Source organism: Capsulimonas corticalis (genome assembly GCF_003574315.2).
Classification (GTDB): Bacteria; Armatimonadota; Armatimonadia; order Armatimonadales; family Capsulimonadaceae; genus Capsulimonas; species Capsulimonas corticalis.
In genome coordinates this window covers 5,502,090-5,518,180 of sequence record NZ_AP025739.1, presented here as the reverse complement: position 1 = coordinate 5,518,180, position 16,091 = coordinate 5,502,090, and the positions used below count along the sequence as shown (strand labels likewise).

At 51.2% G+C, this 16,091-nt stretch carries 15 protein-coding genes; 7 read left to right on the top strand and 8 right to left on the bottom strand.

The genetic code is table 11. The features are described 5' to 3' along the window. Window position 1 precedes the first annotated feature (1 nt). Window positions 2-2,893 carry an NHL domain-containing protein gene (locus tag D5261_RS23610; RefSeq protein ID WP_119319667.1) on the top strand — a complete coding sequence of 964 codons (2,892 nt, stop codon included), beginning with the start codon at window positions 2-4 and terminating at the stop codon, window positions 2,891-2,893. 103 nt (window positions 2,894-2,996) lie between these two features. Here D5261_RS23610 and D5261_RS23605 read toward each other — a convergent pair whose 3' ends face one another. Then, complete coding sequence (locus D5261_RS23605; RefSeq protein WP_125205794.1) at window positions 2,997-3,461, bottom strand: nuclear transport factor 2 family protein; 465 nt, start codon at window positions 3,459-3,461, stop codon at window positions 2,997-2,999. A gap of 209 nt (window positions 3,462-3,670) precedes the next feature. Between D5261_RS23605 and pnuC the strand changes: the two genes are divergently transcribed. Both pnuC and D5261_RS23595 read left to right on the top strand, forming a co-directional pair. Then, window positions 3,671-4,348 (top strand): nicotinamide riboside transporter PnuC, encoded by a 678-nt coding sequence (pnuC, locus tag D5261_RS23600; protein ID WP_119319669.1) that lies wholly within the window; start codon window positions 3,671-3,673, stop codon window positions 4,346-4,348. Then, window positions 4,341-5,339 carry an AAA family ATPase gene (locus tag D5261_RS23595; protein ID WP_119319670.1) on the top strand — a complete coding sequence of 333 codons (999 nt, stop codon included), beginning with the start codon at window positions 4,341-4,343 and terminating at the stop codon, window positions 5,337-5,339. Before pnuC ends, D5261_RS23595 begins: the two co-directional genes overlap by 8 nt. A 918-nt stretch (window positions 5,340-6,257) precedes the next feature. Here D5261_RS23595 and D5261_RS23590 read toward each other — a convergent pair. From D5261_RS23590 to D5261_RS23580, 3 genes are all read right to left on the bottom strand, one after another. Further along, window positions 6,258-6,683 (bottom strand): DNA-processing protein DprA, encoded by a 426-nt coding sequence (locus tag D5261_RS23590; RefSeq protein ID WP_218025494.1) that lies wholly within the window; start codon window positions 6,681-6,683, stop codon window positions 6,258-6,260. A 521-nt stretch (window positions 6,684-7,204) separates the two neighbouring features. Next, entirely contained in the window at window positions 7,205-8,695 is a 1,491-nt protein-coding gene (locus D5261_RS23585; protein WP_119319672.1) for a thiol-activated cytolysin family protein, read from the bottom strand. 702 nt (window positions 8,696-9,397) lie between these two features. After that, a complete protein-coding gene (locus tag D5261_RS23580) occupies window positions 9,398-10,168 on the bottom strand; it encodes a collagen-like triple helix repeat-containing protein (protein WP_125205797.1) in 771 nt (256 codons plus the stop codon). 349 nt (window positions 10,169-10,517) lie between these two features. Here D5261_RS23580 and D5261_RS23575 point away from each other — a divergent pair, with 349 nt between their 5' ends. Next, a complete protein-coding gene (locus D5261_RS23575; RefSeq protein ID WP_119319674.1) occupies window positions 10,518-10,841 on the top strand; it encodes a sigma factor-like helix-turn-helix DNA-binding protein in 324 nt (107 codons plus the stop codon). 3 nt (window positions 10,842-10,844) lie between these two features. Here the strand turns inward: D5261_RS23575 and D5261_RS23570 are convergent, their stop codons facing one another. The 4 genes from D5261_RS23570 to D5261_RS23555 all read right to left on the bottom strand — a co-directional run bounded on the left by D5261_RS23570 (window position 10,845) and on the right by D5261_RS23555 (window position 13,676). Continuing rightward, entirely contained in the window at window positions 10,845-11,645 is an 801-nt protein-coding gene (locus tag D5261_RS23570) for a Crp/Fnr family transcriptional regulator (protein ID WP_125205798.1), read from the bottom strand. A gap of 160 nt (window positions 11,646-11,805) precedes the next feature. Continuing rightward, window positions 11,806-12,123 carry an OB-fold nucleic acid binding domain-containing protein gene (locus D5261_RS23565; protein WP_125205799.1) on the bottom strand — a complete coding sequence of 106 codons (318 nt, stop codon included), beginning with the start codon at window positions 12,121-12,123 and terminating at the stop codon, window positions 11,806-11,808. Between the two features lie 223 nt (window positions 12,124-12,346). Next, window positions 12,347-12,622: a helix-hairpin-helix domain-containing protein gene (locus D5261_RS23560; protein WP_165863937.1), complete on the bottom strand. Its 276-nt coding sequence runs from the start codon at window positions 12,620-12,622 to the stop codon at window positions 12,347-12,349. Window positions 12,623-12,746: 124 nt separating this feature from the next. Beyond that, complete coding sequence (locus D5261_RS23555; protein ID WP_119319677.1) at window positions 12,747-13,676, bottom strand: hypothetical protein; 930 nt, start codon at window positions 13,674-13,676, stop codon at window positions 12,747-12,749. A 142-nt stretch (window positions 13,677-13,818) separates the two neighbouring features. Here D5261_RS23555 and D5261_RS23550 point away from each other — a divergent pair, with 142 nt between their 5' ends. The 3 genes from D5261_RS23550 to D5261_RS23540 all read left to right on the top strand — a co-directional run bounded on the left by D5261_RS23550 (window position 13,819) and on the right by D5261_RS23540 (window position 16,077). Further along, window positions 13,819-14,370: a hypothetical protein gene (locus tag D5261_RS23550; RefSeq protein WP_301002072.1), complete on the top strand. Its 552-nt coding sequence runs from the start codon at window positions 13,819-13,821 to the stop codon at window positions 14,368-14,370. Beyond that, the gene (locus D5261_RS23545) at window positions 14,316-14,693 is read left to right on the top strand and encodes a hypothetical protein (protein ID WP_301002174.1); all 378 of its coding nucleotides are present in this window, start codon (window positions 14,316-14,318) and stop codon (window positions 14,691-14,693) included. The genes D5261_RS23550 and D5261_RS23545 overlap by 55 nt, the downstream gene beginning before the upstream one ends. 322 nt (window positions 14,694-15,015) lie before the next feature. After that, window positions 15,016-16,077: a hypothetical protein gene (locus D5261_RS23540; protein WP_125206310.1), complete on the top strand. Its 1,062-nt coding sequence runs from the start codon at window positions 15,016-15,018 to the stop codon at window positions 16,075-16,077. The last annotated feature ends 14 nt before the right edge of the window (window positions 16,078-16,091 follow it).

Sequence of the window (16,091 nt, the reverse complement as noted above, 5' to 3'; positions counted from 1 at the left end):
TATGCTCAACAAAAGTCGCTTTTCGTTGGCGCTGCTCGCGGGATTGCTGGCTTCAGCGGGATGTGGCGGCGGAGGAGGCGGATCTAGTTCCTCGGGAACGGGAACGTCCACGCCGCCCTCCACGACCCCATCCGCCACCGGTGGAACCGCTGTTTTCCACGTCGATGTGGCGACCCGGAAAGTCACGATCCAATCGCTGACCGATTCGACCGCCAAGGACGTCAAAGGCGTACAGGCTCATGCCGTGTTCACCGGAACCGCCGTCGGATTTACCTCCAGCGCATTGCTCGATCAAGCCGGCGACGCCGGTCTTAAAGTACTGAGCGTATCCCTGACCAACCATTGGGGTGTTCCGATCGGCCAGCGGCCTGACGGCTCCCCATCAGGATTGAAAGTCCGTTTTAGCAATTTCACAAACGTCAGCGCTTTTTCCGATCTACGCCCGAAAACGTTAGTGTCAACGCTGGCGGGAAATGGGTCGGGGAGTTCCGTGGATGGTCCCGTGGCGTCCGCATCATTCGGTTTCGCCGCAGGCGTGGCCGCCACGAGCGGCGGCGTTACCTATGTGACGGATTTCAATGGGCAGCGTATCCGAAAAATCGCGAATGGCTATGTCAGCACGCTTGCCGGCAGCGGGACGGGAGGCAGCGTCAATGGCGCGGGTTCCGTGGCGTCCTTCAACCATCCCTACGGGATCGCCGTCAACCCTGTGGACGGGTCTCTCATCGTGACGGAGGCTGGCGGATCCCGCATCCGTCGGGTGACGCTCGACGGACAGGTCACGACTATCGCGGGCACGGGAACGGCGGGGGCGACAAATGGGGCCGGCTCCTCCGCGACGTTTAATCAGCCCGCCGGCGTTGCCGTATCCTCCAGCGGGGTGATTTATGTCGCGGAGGCAGGCAGTCAGGATATTCGGAAGATCGTTCTCACCGGCGCCAATGCGCAGCTGCCGGCCAGCTATACGGTCAGCACCTTTGCGGGTTCAGGGAGCGCCGGCAGTACGGATGGGAACGGAACGGCGGCGAGCTTTAGCACTCCAACGGGCATCGCTACTGCACCCGATGGGACTCTGTTTGTCACGGATCGCGTAGGCGCTCGAATTCGACGGATCGATGTGGGAGGCAATGTCTCCACGATTGCGGGCACGGGAGTGTCGGGATCCGCCGACGGCTCCGGCGCTGTCGCGACGTTCAGCAATCCGCGCGGGATCGCCTATGTGAACGGCGCGTTGATCGTTGCGGAAGCCAGCCGCATTCGCCAGGTAACGCTCAAAGCCGCATCGGCCGCTCCGAACAGCGCGTCGAGCTGGCAAGTGGCGACACTGGCGGGCACGGGCGCGACGGGAACGACGAATGGAACGGGGGATGTGGCCACATTCAACAATCCGGTGCTGATTGCCGCCGATCTGAGCGGCAACATCATCGAGGCGGACTCCAGTAATCTTATTCGCAAGATCACGCCGAGCGGCGGCTCGTTCCCGATTGGCTTTCCGACCGGAACCGCGCCGACCGAGCCCGTTCAGCTTTCCAACGCGGACGGTACGATCCCCAATCCCGGTGATGGGACGAATCTTCCGTACATTCAATATGCGGGAGGACTGGCGGCGGGTGCGACGTCCGACGCGAAAAATTGGACGTTTATCGTTCCCAGTGGCGTGACGGCGTTTGAGTTCACCACGACCGTAGAGGCGGACACGAGTATTCTGGCGCCTCCGGGAGCCGTGGATAATGGGCCAACACCCAGCGGTCCTAACAATGTCGGCTCGCCGGCTGTGGAGATCCGCACGCTCTCGGGAGGCGGTTCGCGCTTAGGTTACCTCGACGGCAGCGTTGTCAACGCCCGCTTCAACGGACCGGATTATATTGCGGTCGATCAAGCCGGCAATCTCTATTTGTCCGATCAATATAACTCCGCCATCCGGCGCATCAGCGTTTCCGGCGTCGTTAGCACCGTTGCCGGACATATTGGGGGAACATCAGGCTATGGAGACGGAGCGGGAAATACCGCCCAGTTCTCTTTTCCTTCTGGGATTGCGGTAACGCCGGATGGATCTACAATTTATGTTGCTGACAGCGTCAATAACCGAATCCGGCGTGTTAGACTCAATTCTCCGAGCTTGGATCCGACCGTTTCGTCAAACTGGACTGTCAGTACTGTTGCGGGAAACGGAAACGCGGGAGGAACATATTCAACGTCCGTGGGAACGAGCGCGGCGCTCAACTCTCCGGTAGGTATTACGCTTGATCCTGGCGGCAATCTGTACGTGACGGAATCGGTCGGCAATCGTGTGCGTCGACTGCAATTCAGTGGCGGCGACGCAACAAGCGCCGCAAACTGGCAGGTATCCCTTGTCGCTGGCGACACTTCCGCCGCCGCCGGGACCAGCGGAACTACCGATAGCGCCAACGGCAACAGTGCGCGCTTTTCAAATCCCACTGGAATTGCTTGTGATCAATCGGGAACGATCTATGTCGCAGACACTGCGAACGATCGAATTCGCAAAATCACGACGGATGGAGCAGTCACGACGCTGGCCGGCGGTTTGAGCGGAGACGCTCCGGTGATTAGTTATGCGGACGGCCCCGCACAGGCGTCCGGCTCTCCCGTGGCGCGCTTTGGCAATCCGACTTGCCTTTGTGTAGATTCGGCGGGCTATCTGTATGTTGGTGATACGGCGAACGCTCGTATTCGCCGCATTAGTCCGACTGGATATACGATGACCGTTGCGGGAACCGGTGTCTCGGGGGCCAAGGATGGCCTGGGAAGCGTGTGTCAATTCAACGGCCTCGCGTCCCTCACCGTTGGCCCTACCGGAACGATCTACATCGGGGAAGTCAACAATAACGGCGTTCGGCTTCTTCAGCGAATCGTCAATTCCGGAACGCTGTAAGGAGCGCCGAGGCAACAACCCGAAAAACGGCTCAGGCGATATCGCCTGAGCCGTTTTTCATTGCTTGTTATCCCTCATGGGATCTTGCCCGATAAGTTCTGAATTACTGCACCTGTCCGTCGATTGTCTCACGATCCCACAGGTTTTGCGAGCGGTGGATCTGCCATTGACCAAAATTCCTCGTCCAGGTATCGATCGATATGGATCGATCCACACAATGGACAGGCGAATTCGGTACGGGATTCACAACAGTATTCCTTAAATCATATTCCATGTGTGACGCCTCTGTCACGATTGCTTTATCCCCGTCAATTCTGATCTTCAGAATCTTCGTATTAGACTTGAAATCGGATCCATGATAGAACATGCCCTGATAATCGTTTCGCTGCTCATCTGCGGACTCTTTATGTCCGTCCAAGTACACCGCCACGAAGTCGGACGTTGTGTAGCATACCGCCTGCCGCATATCTTTAACTTCTATTCCTCGATCGATATGCGCGTACATTGCCGGCAATTCCTTGGCCGCAATCTCGGCGTTGATCGGTCTGAGCGCCGAAGCGATCGCCATAGCTCCCCAAACTCCGCTGAAGGACGCAACGAAGATAATGACTACAGAAAGTGGTCGAACTTGAGACAAGGGGTACCTCGCAAAGAATGCGCCGATCAAAAACGACTGCTCCCAAATAATACCAGTCTTTTCTCAGAAGTCGATCACTTTATGGACTATATGCTTATTGGCTTTCAGGGCGGCGCTATAGGGTGTGCTATAATCCTTCCATGCAACGTTTTTGTTATGGCGGCGCGGCCATCCTTTCCATCGCGCTTTTGGTGGGCGCCGCCAGGCACACGCTGCCGTTAGAACCGGCCGAGGCATGGGGCTTCGTGACGGGCGCTTTGTGCGTGTGGCTGACAGTCAAGCAAAATATCTGGAACTGGCCGATCGGGATCGTCAATAACTTCTTTTTTATTGCCCTGTTCTGGCATTCGCGTCTTTTCGCCGATATGACGCTGCAAATTATCTATGTCGTACTCGGAGTCATGGGCTGGTATTGGTGGCTGCATGGCGGACGCAATCGCTCTCCGATCCAGATCTCGAATACGCCACGTGGGATCGCCATTGTGACGTCGGCTGTCGTCTTGGCGGCTACGGCGGGCATGACGGTGTTCTTGAGAGGCGTTCATGATTCGGCTCCGTTTTTGGATGCGGTGACGACGACCCTGAGTCTGGCGGCGCAGTTTCTTTTGACGAAAAAGATGCTGGAGAACTGGTATTTGTGGATCTTTGCGGATGTCTTATACATCGGGCTCTATACTTACAAGCATCTCTACCTCACCGCCGTCCTCTATCTCCTGTTCCTGATCATGTGCTGTGTCGGCTTGCGGGACTGGAAACGGTCAATGGAAAATCCTCGGGAAGATGCGCTGCCCACGGACCCCGCAGGTTCTTATGTATAACAACGGCTTTGTTGTCGGGAAGTTTTATCCGCCGCACCGTGGGCACAAGCATTTGATCGATACCGCCTGCGCCAACTCCCGTAGCGTGACCGTGATGCTGGTCGGCCGGCCCGAAGAAGCAATTCCTTTCAAGCTCCGCGCGCAATGGCTGCGCGAAATCCATCCCGATGTTACGGTGATCGAAGTGGACGATGTCCACGGCGCCGACGATTCGCAGGGGTGGGCGAAGTTCACAATCCAAACGCTCGGTTACGCTCCCGACGCCGTCTTCAGCTCCGAGAACTACGGCGAAACGTTCGCGCACTTCCTTGGATGCCGGCACATCATGGTCGATCATGCTCGCGGTACGGTCCCATGCTCCGGCACAGCAGTTCGCAAGGCCCCGTTTGCCGCATGGGACTATCTCGAACCCTGCGTCCGCGCCTACTTCGTCAAACGCATTTGTGTCCTCGGCGCCGAGTCCACCGGCACCACTACCATGGCAAAAGCGCTTGCGGCGCACTACAACGCGCCGTGGGTTGCGGAGTATGGACGGGAGTATTGTGAGGAAAAATTTGCCGGACGAGTAATATCAGACGGTGACGAGGAAATCGAAGACCACTGGGATACCAAAGAGTTCATCCACATCGCTCAGACCCAGTGCGAGCGAGAAAACGCCGCCGCCCGCTCCGGCAGCAAGCTCCTCATCTGCGACACTAACGCCTTCGCCACAAACATCTGGCATGAACGATACATCGGCGCACTCTCCCCAGAAGTCGAAGCCATCGCCTTAGCACAACGCTACGACCTCATTCTATTGACCAACGTCGATATTCCCTTCGTACAAGACGGCACACGCGACGGCGAACGCATCCGCCACGCCATGCACGAACGCTTTGCCGAACTGCTCGCGGCGCAGACAACTCCGTTTGCGATTTTATCAGGAGCGCATGAGGATCGGCTGCGTGAGGCGGTTCGGCTCATTGACGGTCTTCGCGCCAATCAACCATAATGCCCCAATGAAAAATGCCCCAATGAAAATCGAATGCGGTTTATACTCAATTCGTTTTACTTCTTCTTCTCAAAATGGTCGCTAATCTTCGCCTCGTAATGGCCTGCCATTTAATTCCAGCTGACATAATAGCAACCTATCGAGGCCAGAAGAGTGTCCTGCCGGTAGATGCTCGGCTGCCTATACAATAAAGACTTTGTGGTTGTCCAAAATAGAAGAAATGTCGAGCGTTGCGTGCAAGCGATTCAGGATGTCCCTCCCAAACAGGATTGACCATGAAGCAGTTGGAGACCATGCCTCCCCAAGCCGACACTCGGTAAATACCATAATAATCGTTGTATGCAAAGGGCGCGCAATCTCCCAAACTAGTAGAAGAGTAGGCAACAACATGGACTAATCCTGAAAACCAGATAGCGGACAGCAAAAATACGAGCCCAACAGCTCCCACCAATACTTTTGTCATGTTTCCCTCTTACTGACTTTAGCCCTATGATTTTTCGCTTCCTTAGGGTCGTGCTTGCCAGGTCTAGCCGCATTATCGTCGATCTTAGCGCGCATTTCGTTGCAATTCTAAACGGTATTCAGACATACGCTGTCCTGTTTCTACCCAGAAAAGTTCGCTGTCGTCTACGTACGTATGGCATCCGGTACAGAAAGTCTTACCGTTATACATAAATGGGTTTTTCAGATAGCTTCGGATGATCTTCTCCGGCATCACCGTCATTCCGCCGCATTTTGGATGCTCGTAGACTTTCGGCACTCCCTCAAGACTTCCCTGTTCTCGGAGCTCCGGGTGGAGGGTAATGTGGCTCTCATGCTGGCCATCCGCTTTCAGGCGCCTATGCCCTTTTACGTGAAAGTAATACCACCACAACGGTACGTTCTTATGACAGAATGGACAATTCATAATTGAAGTCCTTAAAGCACTCGCACGAAGGCGTTCCCAGGCACGCGGCGCGCCAGACCACGCATTTCCAGCAGCGTCAAAATCGAGCTGACTTGCGGCGCAGTCATTTTGCTTTCGACGATCATGCTGTCCACGTTCCGGGGCTGGAGGGTCAATAACTCCAGGACGCGGCGCTGTTCGGGCGGGAGGTTGGTGGGGATGGGGGCGCTGGAGAGGAGGTTGGTGGGGCCGTCGGGCGAGCGCAGGGTGAGGACGCCGAGTTCTTCGAGGATGTCGTCGACGTTTTGAACGAGTTTTGCGCCGTCTTGAATTAGCTTGTGACAGCCGGCGTTGCGGCCGGTGTCGATGGGGCCGGGGATGGCGAAGACGTCGCGGCCCTGGTCGCCGGCTTCGCGGGCGGTGATGAGGGAGCCGCTGTCGAGGGGACTCTCAATCACTAAGACGCCGAGGGTAGTTTGTAGAGTATCTGCGAAAGCTGATTGTGATTGGCGCATATTGAAGTAGATTGCAGAAGAGACAGCCAATGGATGGGCCTTATCTATTGGCTGTCAAGGTTTGTTCTATATTTTCGAACCGTCTAAGATATCTGCTCGCCAAAAATTTTCTCGATGTCGACGTTCACTAATATCTACTTCAGTTGATTGCCAAACCAACCATGATATGAAATGCAGAAATCCATTGCAATATCATGGTTGTCTGACTAACCATGCATTACACGCCAAAGCCCTTTCCATCAGGCTTGTAACTGGGTAACTCTTGCGATGAGGCACCAAAGCACGCACGACGCAAAATCATATCCTATTGTACATCGTTAAGACTGTTCCACCATGCTGCTTAATTTATTGAGCAGGGCTGTGTGCCTCATGTAACATCGGACAATGAAACCGAATTTCTAGTCAAAATCTGAGCGAAAATATGGCTCCAGCACTCAAATGCCAGCTGATTCGAATGCGTTTTATTATCCCTGATAAATTAATGGATGGGGACCACTGTCAGTTTTTTTGTCTCCCATCCAGTCGGCGACTTCTGGAAGCATGATAAACGTTAATCCTGACGATGTTGTTGCTGCAATTTCAGTCGTGAATTGCCATTCATCTCCGCCATTTGTTGACAAATGGTACATTGCATTACATACACCAATAGTTAGGTCATGAACATAAAATATACGAAATGGAGAGAATGTAATTGTTCGAGTTGATCCTTTCTCGAACCCATCTTTCTCAGTCTGTCGCCATGAAGCGACTTCGGCTCCATCAGAACGAGTGATCGAAATTCTCAGGTATGAGTCATCATCTTTATCTTTATCGGCACTCGTGACAAAGGTTATAGAAATGTCTTTGATAAGAGGAGCGGACGAACGAGTTGTTATATTATAGTTATCTACAAAGTTGAATGCGGCTGTCTGATCGTTTAATAGCCAATTAACTTTATAAGTGAGAGGCTCCGCTGGGCTGTTAGGTCCAACTGTAGCTCCAGCGCGTATAAAAGTTGCTACATCCGCCATTGTGGGGTTCTGGATAGCAACTAGGTCAGCAGCCGCTTGCCCGCTGCCACCTATTACACCTACAGTAATACTTAAACTGTTCAGTATCGACTGCTGCGTCGCCGAGATGTGAGCATCTCCGCCGGCAACAATTCCACTATAGCTGACGTCTAACGCTGCTCGTACATCGTTTTCTTCAGCGTCACTTGTAATTGCCAGTACCAACTCACGTCCGTAGAGTACATATGAGACGTACCCTGGCGGGTTATCGATGCCCATTTCGAGTTTGGCGATTTCAAATTTTGCAGTATTTGCAAAGACTGATGTTATTCCCGGATCCTTCTCAAACGATACTTCATAATACGACTGGCGGAAATGAACTAGTATTCGCGTTTTTTTTGTCGAAGTAGATAAATCCAACGATGCTTTCATGCTGTCTGACAGCCAATGAGCGGACAAACCCATACTCAATGTAGATTGTTCTAATGAATAAAATGTAGTATACTGCTTGTCTAACCGCGCGGGTTGCTCCGGGGCAGCTTTTTGAGCTAAAATAGTAGAAAGTGCAGTACGAACTGCTCCTGGAGTCATATCGACAACTGGTGCTTCGTAATTTGGGCTTTTGGAACCGTCGAGCTGATACATTGAAAGTGCTATACGTCCGGGAGCTCGCTCAATATTTAGAAGATCTGGAGTACTTTTTGATAAATATTGGCACTGTACCAATGCTCCTGGCCATATTACATCCGGATTAGCTCCTAGATAAGTAATCGTTGCTAATTGACTAGCAATTTTAGATCCTATATTGACGACCTCATCCAATCCATCCGGGCCGTTTTGGTATGATGTCGCTTTAACCCCGACTGGCAGGTTATCCGGCGAGGTACTCTCAAAAGTTTCAGGGGGAGGAATCGGTATGGATAATACGAGTTGTCGAATTTTTTCTAAATCAGTTAGATCAGTCATGATGGAAATACTCCTTCAATGTGAATAATTGTTTTCTATATTTGTCTGGGGCTTGCTGGGCATTTAGCTGGACAGTGAAAAGGGGCGCGTTAGAACAGATTGTGCAGATGCCAAATATTTTTTAGCTAAGCAGATGAGCTTCCTAATCTCATTTACTTCAAATATTCTTCACGGTGTAGTGTGGTGAATAATATAACGTGTTGTAAAATTCGGTCTAAGGTAGATTTCGACGCGAGATGCGCGAATTCCTTCTCACGTAAAAAAGCATTTAAAGTGAAATCGCCTCTGACGCGTTAGCTGCACTAATGATTGTCAGAGGCAATGAATGGCGATCGACGCTTATGATGCGCGGAACCTGATAGACCTTCGATTTTATGCCACTGGCGGCTCCGAAGACCGTATCTTGCCATATAAAATCGCAAGCCAAACGGATGCCACTACTTGCGGGATCTGAAACTTATTCGGTGGTGACTGCCGCTCGACACGGCGGCGCAACGGAAGCCGCCCGCGCCTCCAGCAGCCTGCAAAGCCAGGCTGCCTTCGGCTTGGCGTCTAAGCGCCGCCGAGACTTCCTGTAGGCATTGGCCCTAGTGACGAAGAGAGGCAAACGTATACCGGCCCCTTAAATGCCTGATTGCACTCAAAGGGCCAGTGTATAGTCAGCGAACGTAGGGTTATTCGTTTTGTGAATAATTTTACGGCTCAGGAAACGGGGACGCACTCAATCTGGATAACAGTTCCAGGCAACGGCGCTTGCAGAACTTGGCCCGCAACTGTAATTTGGTTGGTCATCAGGTTTTGGATACGATAAACACCTGGTTGGAGCACCACATAGAAGAAGTACGAATCTCCGACCTTGGCATCAAAAAGTTGCACCGTTCCTTTGGCATCGAAAACTTCACATGCGACGAAAATTTTCGTCGGTTGGGCGCTGGGTTTCAATAAACTGGCATACCCGTTTGCTTGGTAGTCCAGATAGGTAGAGAGGCGGTCCACCAGTTCAGTCTGAACTCGGATGAACAACGCCGCTTTTTGAGGGACGTTGATTGTCGTCATGGGCGTCGCATAAGGCCAGGTTTGCGTGTCAGGCTTGACGATCGTCCAAAGTGTGAAGTCAGGTTTCACCCACATATCAGGGGTGAAAACTTTATTGTAATACCAAGCGTCTTTTCCAGCGGGACCAGTAGGTCCGGGATCACCGGGTTTTCCAACGGAACCGGCAGGCCCAACAGGACCTGGAAGGCCGTCTTTTCCTCTCAAGATAGAAATAGTCGCATCATTCAGCATCGAAGGTTTGATCTCTTTAATGCTAATCGTTGCATTGGGGCCGGTGGGATTCGTGACGGCCATTCCGTCACCTGGGATAATTGAGCTAATCCCAGACTTAGGGTTTGTGTCGGCGCAAGGTGCGCTTGATGCCATCAGGAGCATAAAGAACACAAGAAACGCACGTACTGCTTGCAAGTTTTCCATGGTGTAACCTCTGTGACGTCCTTAGCGGGTAGATCTGCTGACAGGTTGAAAATTTGATCTGATTAACACTTCTGTCTAGCGATTGGAGCTAATGTAACCACAACGACAATTTAATGGTCACTTCACACAACTACTGACACTTCACACAACCTCTGTGATTGACGACCTCCTTGCGCCACGTATATTTGTTAGATCTATGATGCAAGTATAGCAGGTCGTGCAAGATGCCCAGATTTGATAACAAATTGCCTCTTTTACTAGGTAATTTTCAGCTACTTTAAACAAGCCAGAGCTGGCATCTTTAAAGTAGCTATTGACTCGACAAAGGCTGATAATTTATGATTTTCCGATGGATAAATTTTCTGAGGAGTTGTGTGGCGCGATACTTCAAGCAAGCAGAAGTTTGCCCGCGCGCCACCAAATAGTTGTTGGCGCGCGGTTACTTGGTGAGCGAAAAAGGACTCTTAAAGATCTTGCCAATCAATTTGGCGTATCGACGCAACGCGTAACGGAAATCGAATTGAATGCAAGGCGTAGGATTGCACGATATTTTCGTACCGATGAAGATTCTATTTTAGCACAAGAAGCTGCAAAGCGCGGATGGGATGTCTCTGAACTACTTACGCCTTGCAACTATCCGTTAAGTGCAATTGAAGTGATTGATATAAAATAAGCGTTACTTTTCACTAAGTAGTTTTTCGTTTCTTATTTTAATTTTCTTTCCTTCGATTCTTTTTCCTTTAAATTCTCTCATTTCGTCGGAATTTATATACTCAATGCTCCCTTCTTCTACGAGCATATCAAGTTTAGGTGTAACTCTATCAGGATCTTCTCCAATGAATCCGGCTATATCTTGAGGCCGTATATTCCCTTTGATGGTCTTGTTGTCTAATTCATAACCACGTTCTCTCCTAAGATGTATTAGCGTAGCCCTTACACGATCTAATGGGGTTCTGAGTTTTAAAACATCTGCGCGTCGTCGATGTTCAAAGTTTTTTTCAATTAGTAAAGAACAAACATTTCTATATATCGCAGGAGTATTATCGGCAATATTGATAAGTATCTTCGATGGTATTTCTAGTAACTCGCACTTGTCCGTAGCTTTTAATCTTGCTGATATCGTATCAGTGTCCGGATACAGAGCTTCCATCTCTCCAAGCAATTGCCCTGGCTTGCGCCATGCGAGGAACTTTGCAGGTTCATTTTCTTTTGTTTTTAGTGATACTGTCACATAGCCTTTTCGAAGCACGTAAATAAATCGGCGGTGCTTTCGTACTAAGTGCAGATATTGTGCTGGTTCCAAATAGCATATGCGACAATGTTGAAGCAAGCTTTCTAATATAGTTTGGTCAACATCTTCTAGCAGCTTTTCAGATAGATCTGATAATTTTGCTGCTTCTCCAACTGGCTCACGGATTGTAGCTAACCTTCTCTTGCTAACCACTGAATTTTTCGGCTCATTGAATGTTTCAGACACTGATTTCCTCTTTAGATTCTTTGATTCCTGAAAGGTATTTACTGCGTTACGAGGATATAAGTGGGGGGCGCGATTTTATGGCGGGGTGACATCCTGTTCTGACTGCACAAATTATGCCAAAGCAAACCAGTATCTGTAAATTGTATTTTTGCGGCACTTTTCATGAGCATATGCTGCCGTCGCTTTTAGAGATAGCACGCAAATCATGCGTTGTGCCTTGCGAAGCCGTGGCCTGGGAATCGTGAATACTCAACGGCCATGCTTGTTCAACTTCCATGGAGCAGCCTAAAGCTTTGCGGACCATGCGGCCTCGTACGATGATGGCGGGCGACAAGCGGATTGTCGCCATATAGTTTTCGATGGCATTGCCGTAAAAGGCGGCTTGCATATAGGCGCTTTCGTCCTCGACGGTGCAAAATAAATGCCTGCCGCCGGATTTGCTGGGCGGGCGATGCGGGCGGATGTTCAGCTCGGCCACGGTTGCCTTCATGCGCGGTGATGATGCCGCGCGCTGCCAGCGCCGGGCGCAGATGCGCCATCGGGTGACAGCTCGTGGTCACAGAAACTACGCGCCACTCCCACAAAAGCTTCTCCCAGTCAGTGAAGTCTTCAATATTCCATGCAATCGGCGTGGCGTCTCCACCGACAATACGCAGATCGAGCCTTTGTTGTACGCAGTGCTGCGTGCTGTCGCGGATGGACTAGGCTTTGGCCAGGGTTTCATCGAGTCGCCATAGCAAGCCGCGCCGATGTTCGTGCAGCGCGTCAAACGCGCCGCAGAGAAGCAGGCTTTCGAGCGGATCGCGGCGCAGCGGCACGCGGGCGCAAAAATCCAGCAGGCTATGGAATGCGCCTTGATCGCGCACGGCTAGGATCGCGGCGATATCGGCATCCCGCATCCCAGCAACGAGGCAAAAGCCAAGGCGAATACCGCCGCCTTCATGCCGGTTTTCAATCCTAAATCCAAAATTTACCAACCAGACGCAAGAAAAAGAGCCACCCCGAAAATTCGGGATGACTCATGTTTATGCGTCAAAAGCCGGTATCCGTCAGCCCTACAAACGGCTGGAGCGCGGGCTGTCGTTTTACCGATGATACCTCTCAATCAATGATAATAGATTCCCCAGCACATTCGGGCATCTCAAAGCCTTTTTGTCTGGCGACAGCTTTGATATGTTCACGCAAGATGGGGTCTCCGGCATTATATATGCGGTTGATCCGATCGCTGACAGGCGTACATTTTAGCGTGGGAACATCAAGCATATTAACAAGAATGTCAACGCTGGTTTTCGAGCCTAGGGCTTCCAGTTCACTCGCAACTAAATCATTGTTCATGCTTGGCTTGGTAGCTAGGTCTTTCCAGACCGCCGATACCTGTGCTTCAGGCATAGAAAAAAGTGCATCCATGTCTGCCCGCAGAAGTTTACCGTTTGTCCCTGTGTCGCTTACTGCTTCCCGTAGCGCCTCTGCTGTGGACTGAAGGCTATGAGAGTCAGGCGCTGTGACGAGAATTTGGAACGCCATATCCTGACTGATGATGTCCGGCGATCCTGCCACCGTGTCACTCCCCAATGTATAGGGGATGTTGACATGCAGCGTCAAAGTGTATTTGCCCGGATGTTGAATGACCACGCGCTTCGTGACAGGAATATAGCCATCAGAATAGCCGCCTTTGTCAAGGGAACCATTCTCTATTGAGAAGGCTCCCCTAGGCTGTACAGGGCGTTGGTTCTGGGTGGAAGGCATGACCGTGTTATTCGCGTCGCGCAACGTAATTGTATACCAATCCATTCCTTGTACACCAAGCTGTGCAGCTACTTTTTGTTCTGAGCCGTTCACAATCTTGTAGCGTAAGAGAATTGGTTCACCAAGCGTAATTTGTGCAGGCGTCACAAGAGAAACTTGCACATCAAGCGGTGGGGTGACATCTTCACGCGCCGAAACAGGGACGGGCGAAAGTGCAAACGCTGCAACCGCTACCAGGGCAATCAAGGGTTGCTGCCGGAAAGTTCTAACCTGTTTGATTTTCATATCAAGGTTCCTTTTGTCAGATGCTGCGGAGAAATGTCTCCAAGGCTAATAACCAATGGTGCTAGTTTGTCGGTATGTTTAAAATAGCCATGGCTGGACCTAAGTTGAGGTTACCACACCAATCAACCGAGGAACTCCAGCCATGACCAACTATGATTTTGTCATAGAATTGTTTATTCGCGTCGATGACGCCATGAAAAATATGCCTAAGCACAGCCAGGCCAAGCTTTATCCCAGCGAACTGGTCACTCTGGGACTGCTTTACGCGATCAAAGGCGTCGGCGAACGAGCCTTCTTTCGATGGGCTGACCGAGATTTACGCCCGCTCTTTCCAGGGCTGCCCGAACGCACACGCTTCTTTCGGCTGTTGGCCACGCATCAGGATTGGACCGAGCGTTTTCTGGCGGAGCCGACGGTCTTGGGCATCATCGACAGCTACGGGATCGAACTCTTGCATCCTGTGCGTGAGCGAGAAAAGACACTTGTGCGTGAGCGAGAAAAGACACTTGTGCGTGAGCGAGAAAAGACACTTGCGCCTCGGATCGCCACGAAGGGCAAATCCAATTACCGCTGGATCATGGGAGCCAAGTACGGCTTCTTGCTCAACCAATTGGGCCTCATCGTGGATTGGGCCTCATCGTGGATTGGGACACGGCCAAGGAAAGCGATTACGATACCGTCTTCCAACCCATAATCGTCCGCTATGAAACGCAGTCTTTGATCCTGGCGGATCGTGGTTTTCACGCCAAAAGTGGTTTTCACGCCAAAAGCGGCGATCCCAGCAACTTGAAGATCTGCAAGCGCGGTTCCTGGAATGATCGCATGCTCGTCGAGACTGTTCTGTCGATGCTGACCACGATCTGTCATCTCAAGAAGGTGGCGCATCGGACTTGGGCGCACCTGCAGGCGCGTTTGGCATTTGTGAACGCAGCCTTCAATGTTCTCGTGCAATGGCGCGGGTTGAAGCCGGATCAAGACCAAATGATCCGATTGTCTATCGCAGAATTCAGTCTGTAAAACAGACAAGCGAAACTAGCACCATTGGTTAATATTAAGGTGCCAAGATGAAGTGGGCAGGAGGGGAGTCACCCGGCCTGCGCGAAGTGTAGTGCAGGAAGTTGGGAATCCCGCATCGTTCCTCGTCTTGGTCTTGATGCCCTGGAGGTGCAAGCTCCGCTATTCTTTTTCTTTGCGTTAGTAAAGGCAAAAGGGATAAAAAAACATCCGACTATTCCCACGTATTTCTTTTGCAGTTTACATTGTTAAATAATAGTTGGGTATAATGCCTCCGCTATGTAAGAAAATAGTATTGCGATTGTCGGAATATAGGAGGATCAAGATGGGTCGTTCTTTGTTCACTGGTTGTATCGCCTTTGTAGGCTGCCTTGGGGTATTTGCTCCTATTCGTGGCAACGCTCAGATACCTTCGTGGAGCCGCTTCAATGGGCAGCCAGGCGACGGCGAATGGTTAAACGGAAACCCGCGCTCTGGCGTATGGGTATATGACCAACAGTCCTATCTCAGCACTGCGGCGTCAGTTCCTGCCAGAATGACGATAAACGGCTTTTTTGTAGGAACCACGCCGCAGAATTATTATGCAGGCCAGCCGATGACTTTTTCAGTGCGCACAAATCTCCCCAATGAGACCATAACCTACTCATGGAGCATTACGGGATGCATCAAAAACTATGTGACGGGAAAGTCCGGTTATCAGGTAAATTTGTTGCCTGCGGACTTAAAAAGTGGAACTGTTTCCTGTTACCCCATCATCCCCGGAAATAATACAGCCACATGTAACATATCAGTGAAAGCGTCAAATGGAACGGTGACGAACGCCTCGGTTTCTGGCAGCTTCAACGTGGTCAAGCCAACAGGCATAAGGCTAGTGCCGACACCAGGCGCAATAACTTTTTCTGTCGTCAACGGGACAGCAAGCGTTAGGATTGGCGGTGACGCCGCGCCAGGCATGACGATTACTCCTACCGGATTGCCTCCTGTTAACACACAAATCGGAAACTTTGACTGGTGTCAAATTCTGCATACATACGTCACAACTGTTCTCGGAATTACTCAGGCTAGCCTTGCTTCTCCACCGGAATTGGATACAATTTTCCCCTATAACTTACCCAACCAACCTTTCAATGACTCTCCCTATGTTCAGGCTGGTTTGATTGCGAATTCCGTCGTACCCCCGATGAGTATTGATTTCGACGCCACGACGTACCTTATGTGGAATTGCGGTGTTTCGGGCGCGATATGGGTACCTATTGATAGTTTAGACTGGAAAGCGGCAGGGGCGGAATCGGCTGGAAAACTTACCTCCGCAACCCAACCGACCGTCAGCAATCCGCAAAATGATACAGTAGTTCAGCCGTCATGGAATGATACGTTCAAGCTATAGCAGTAGATTGGCTT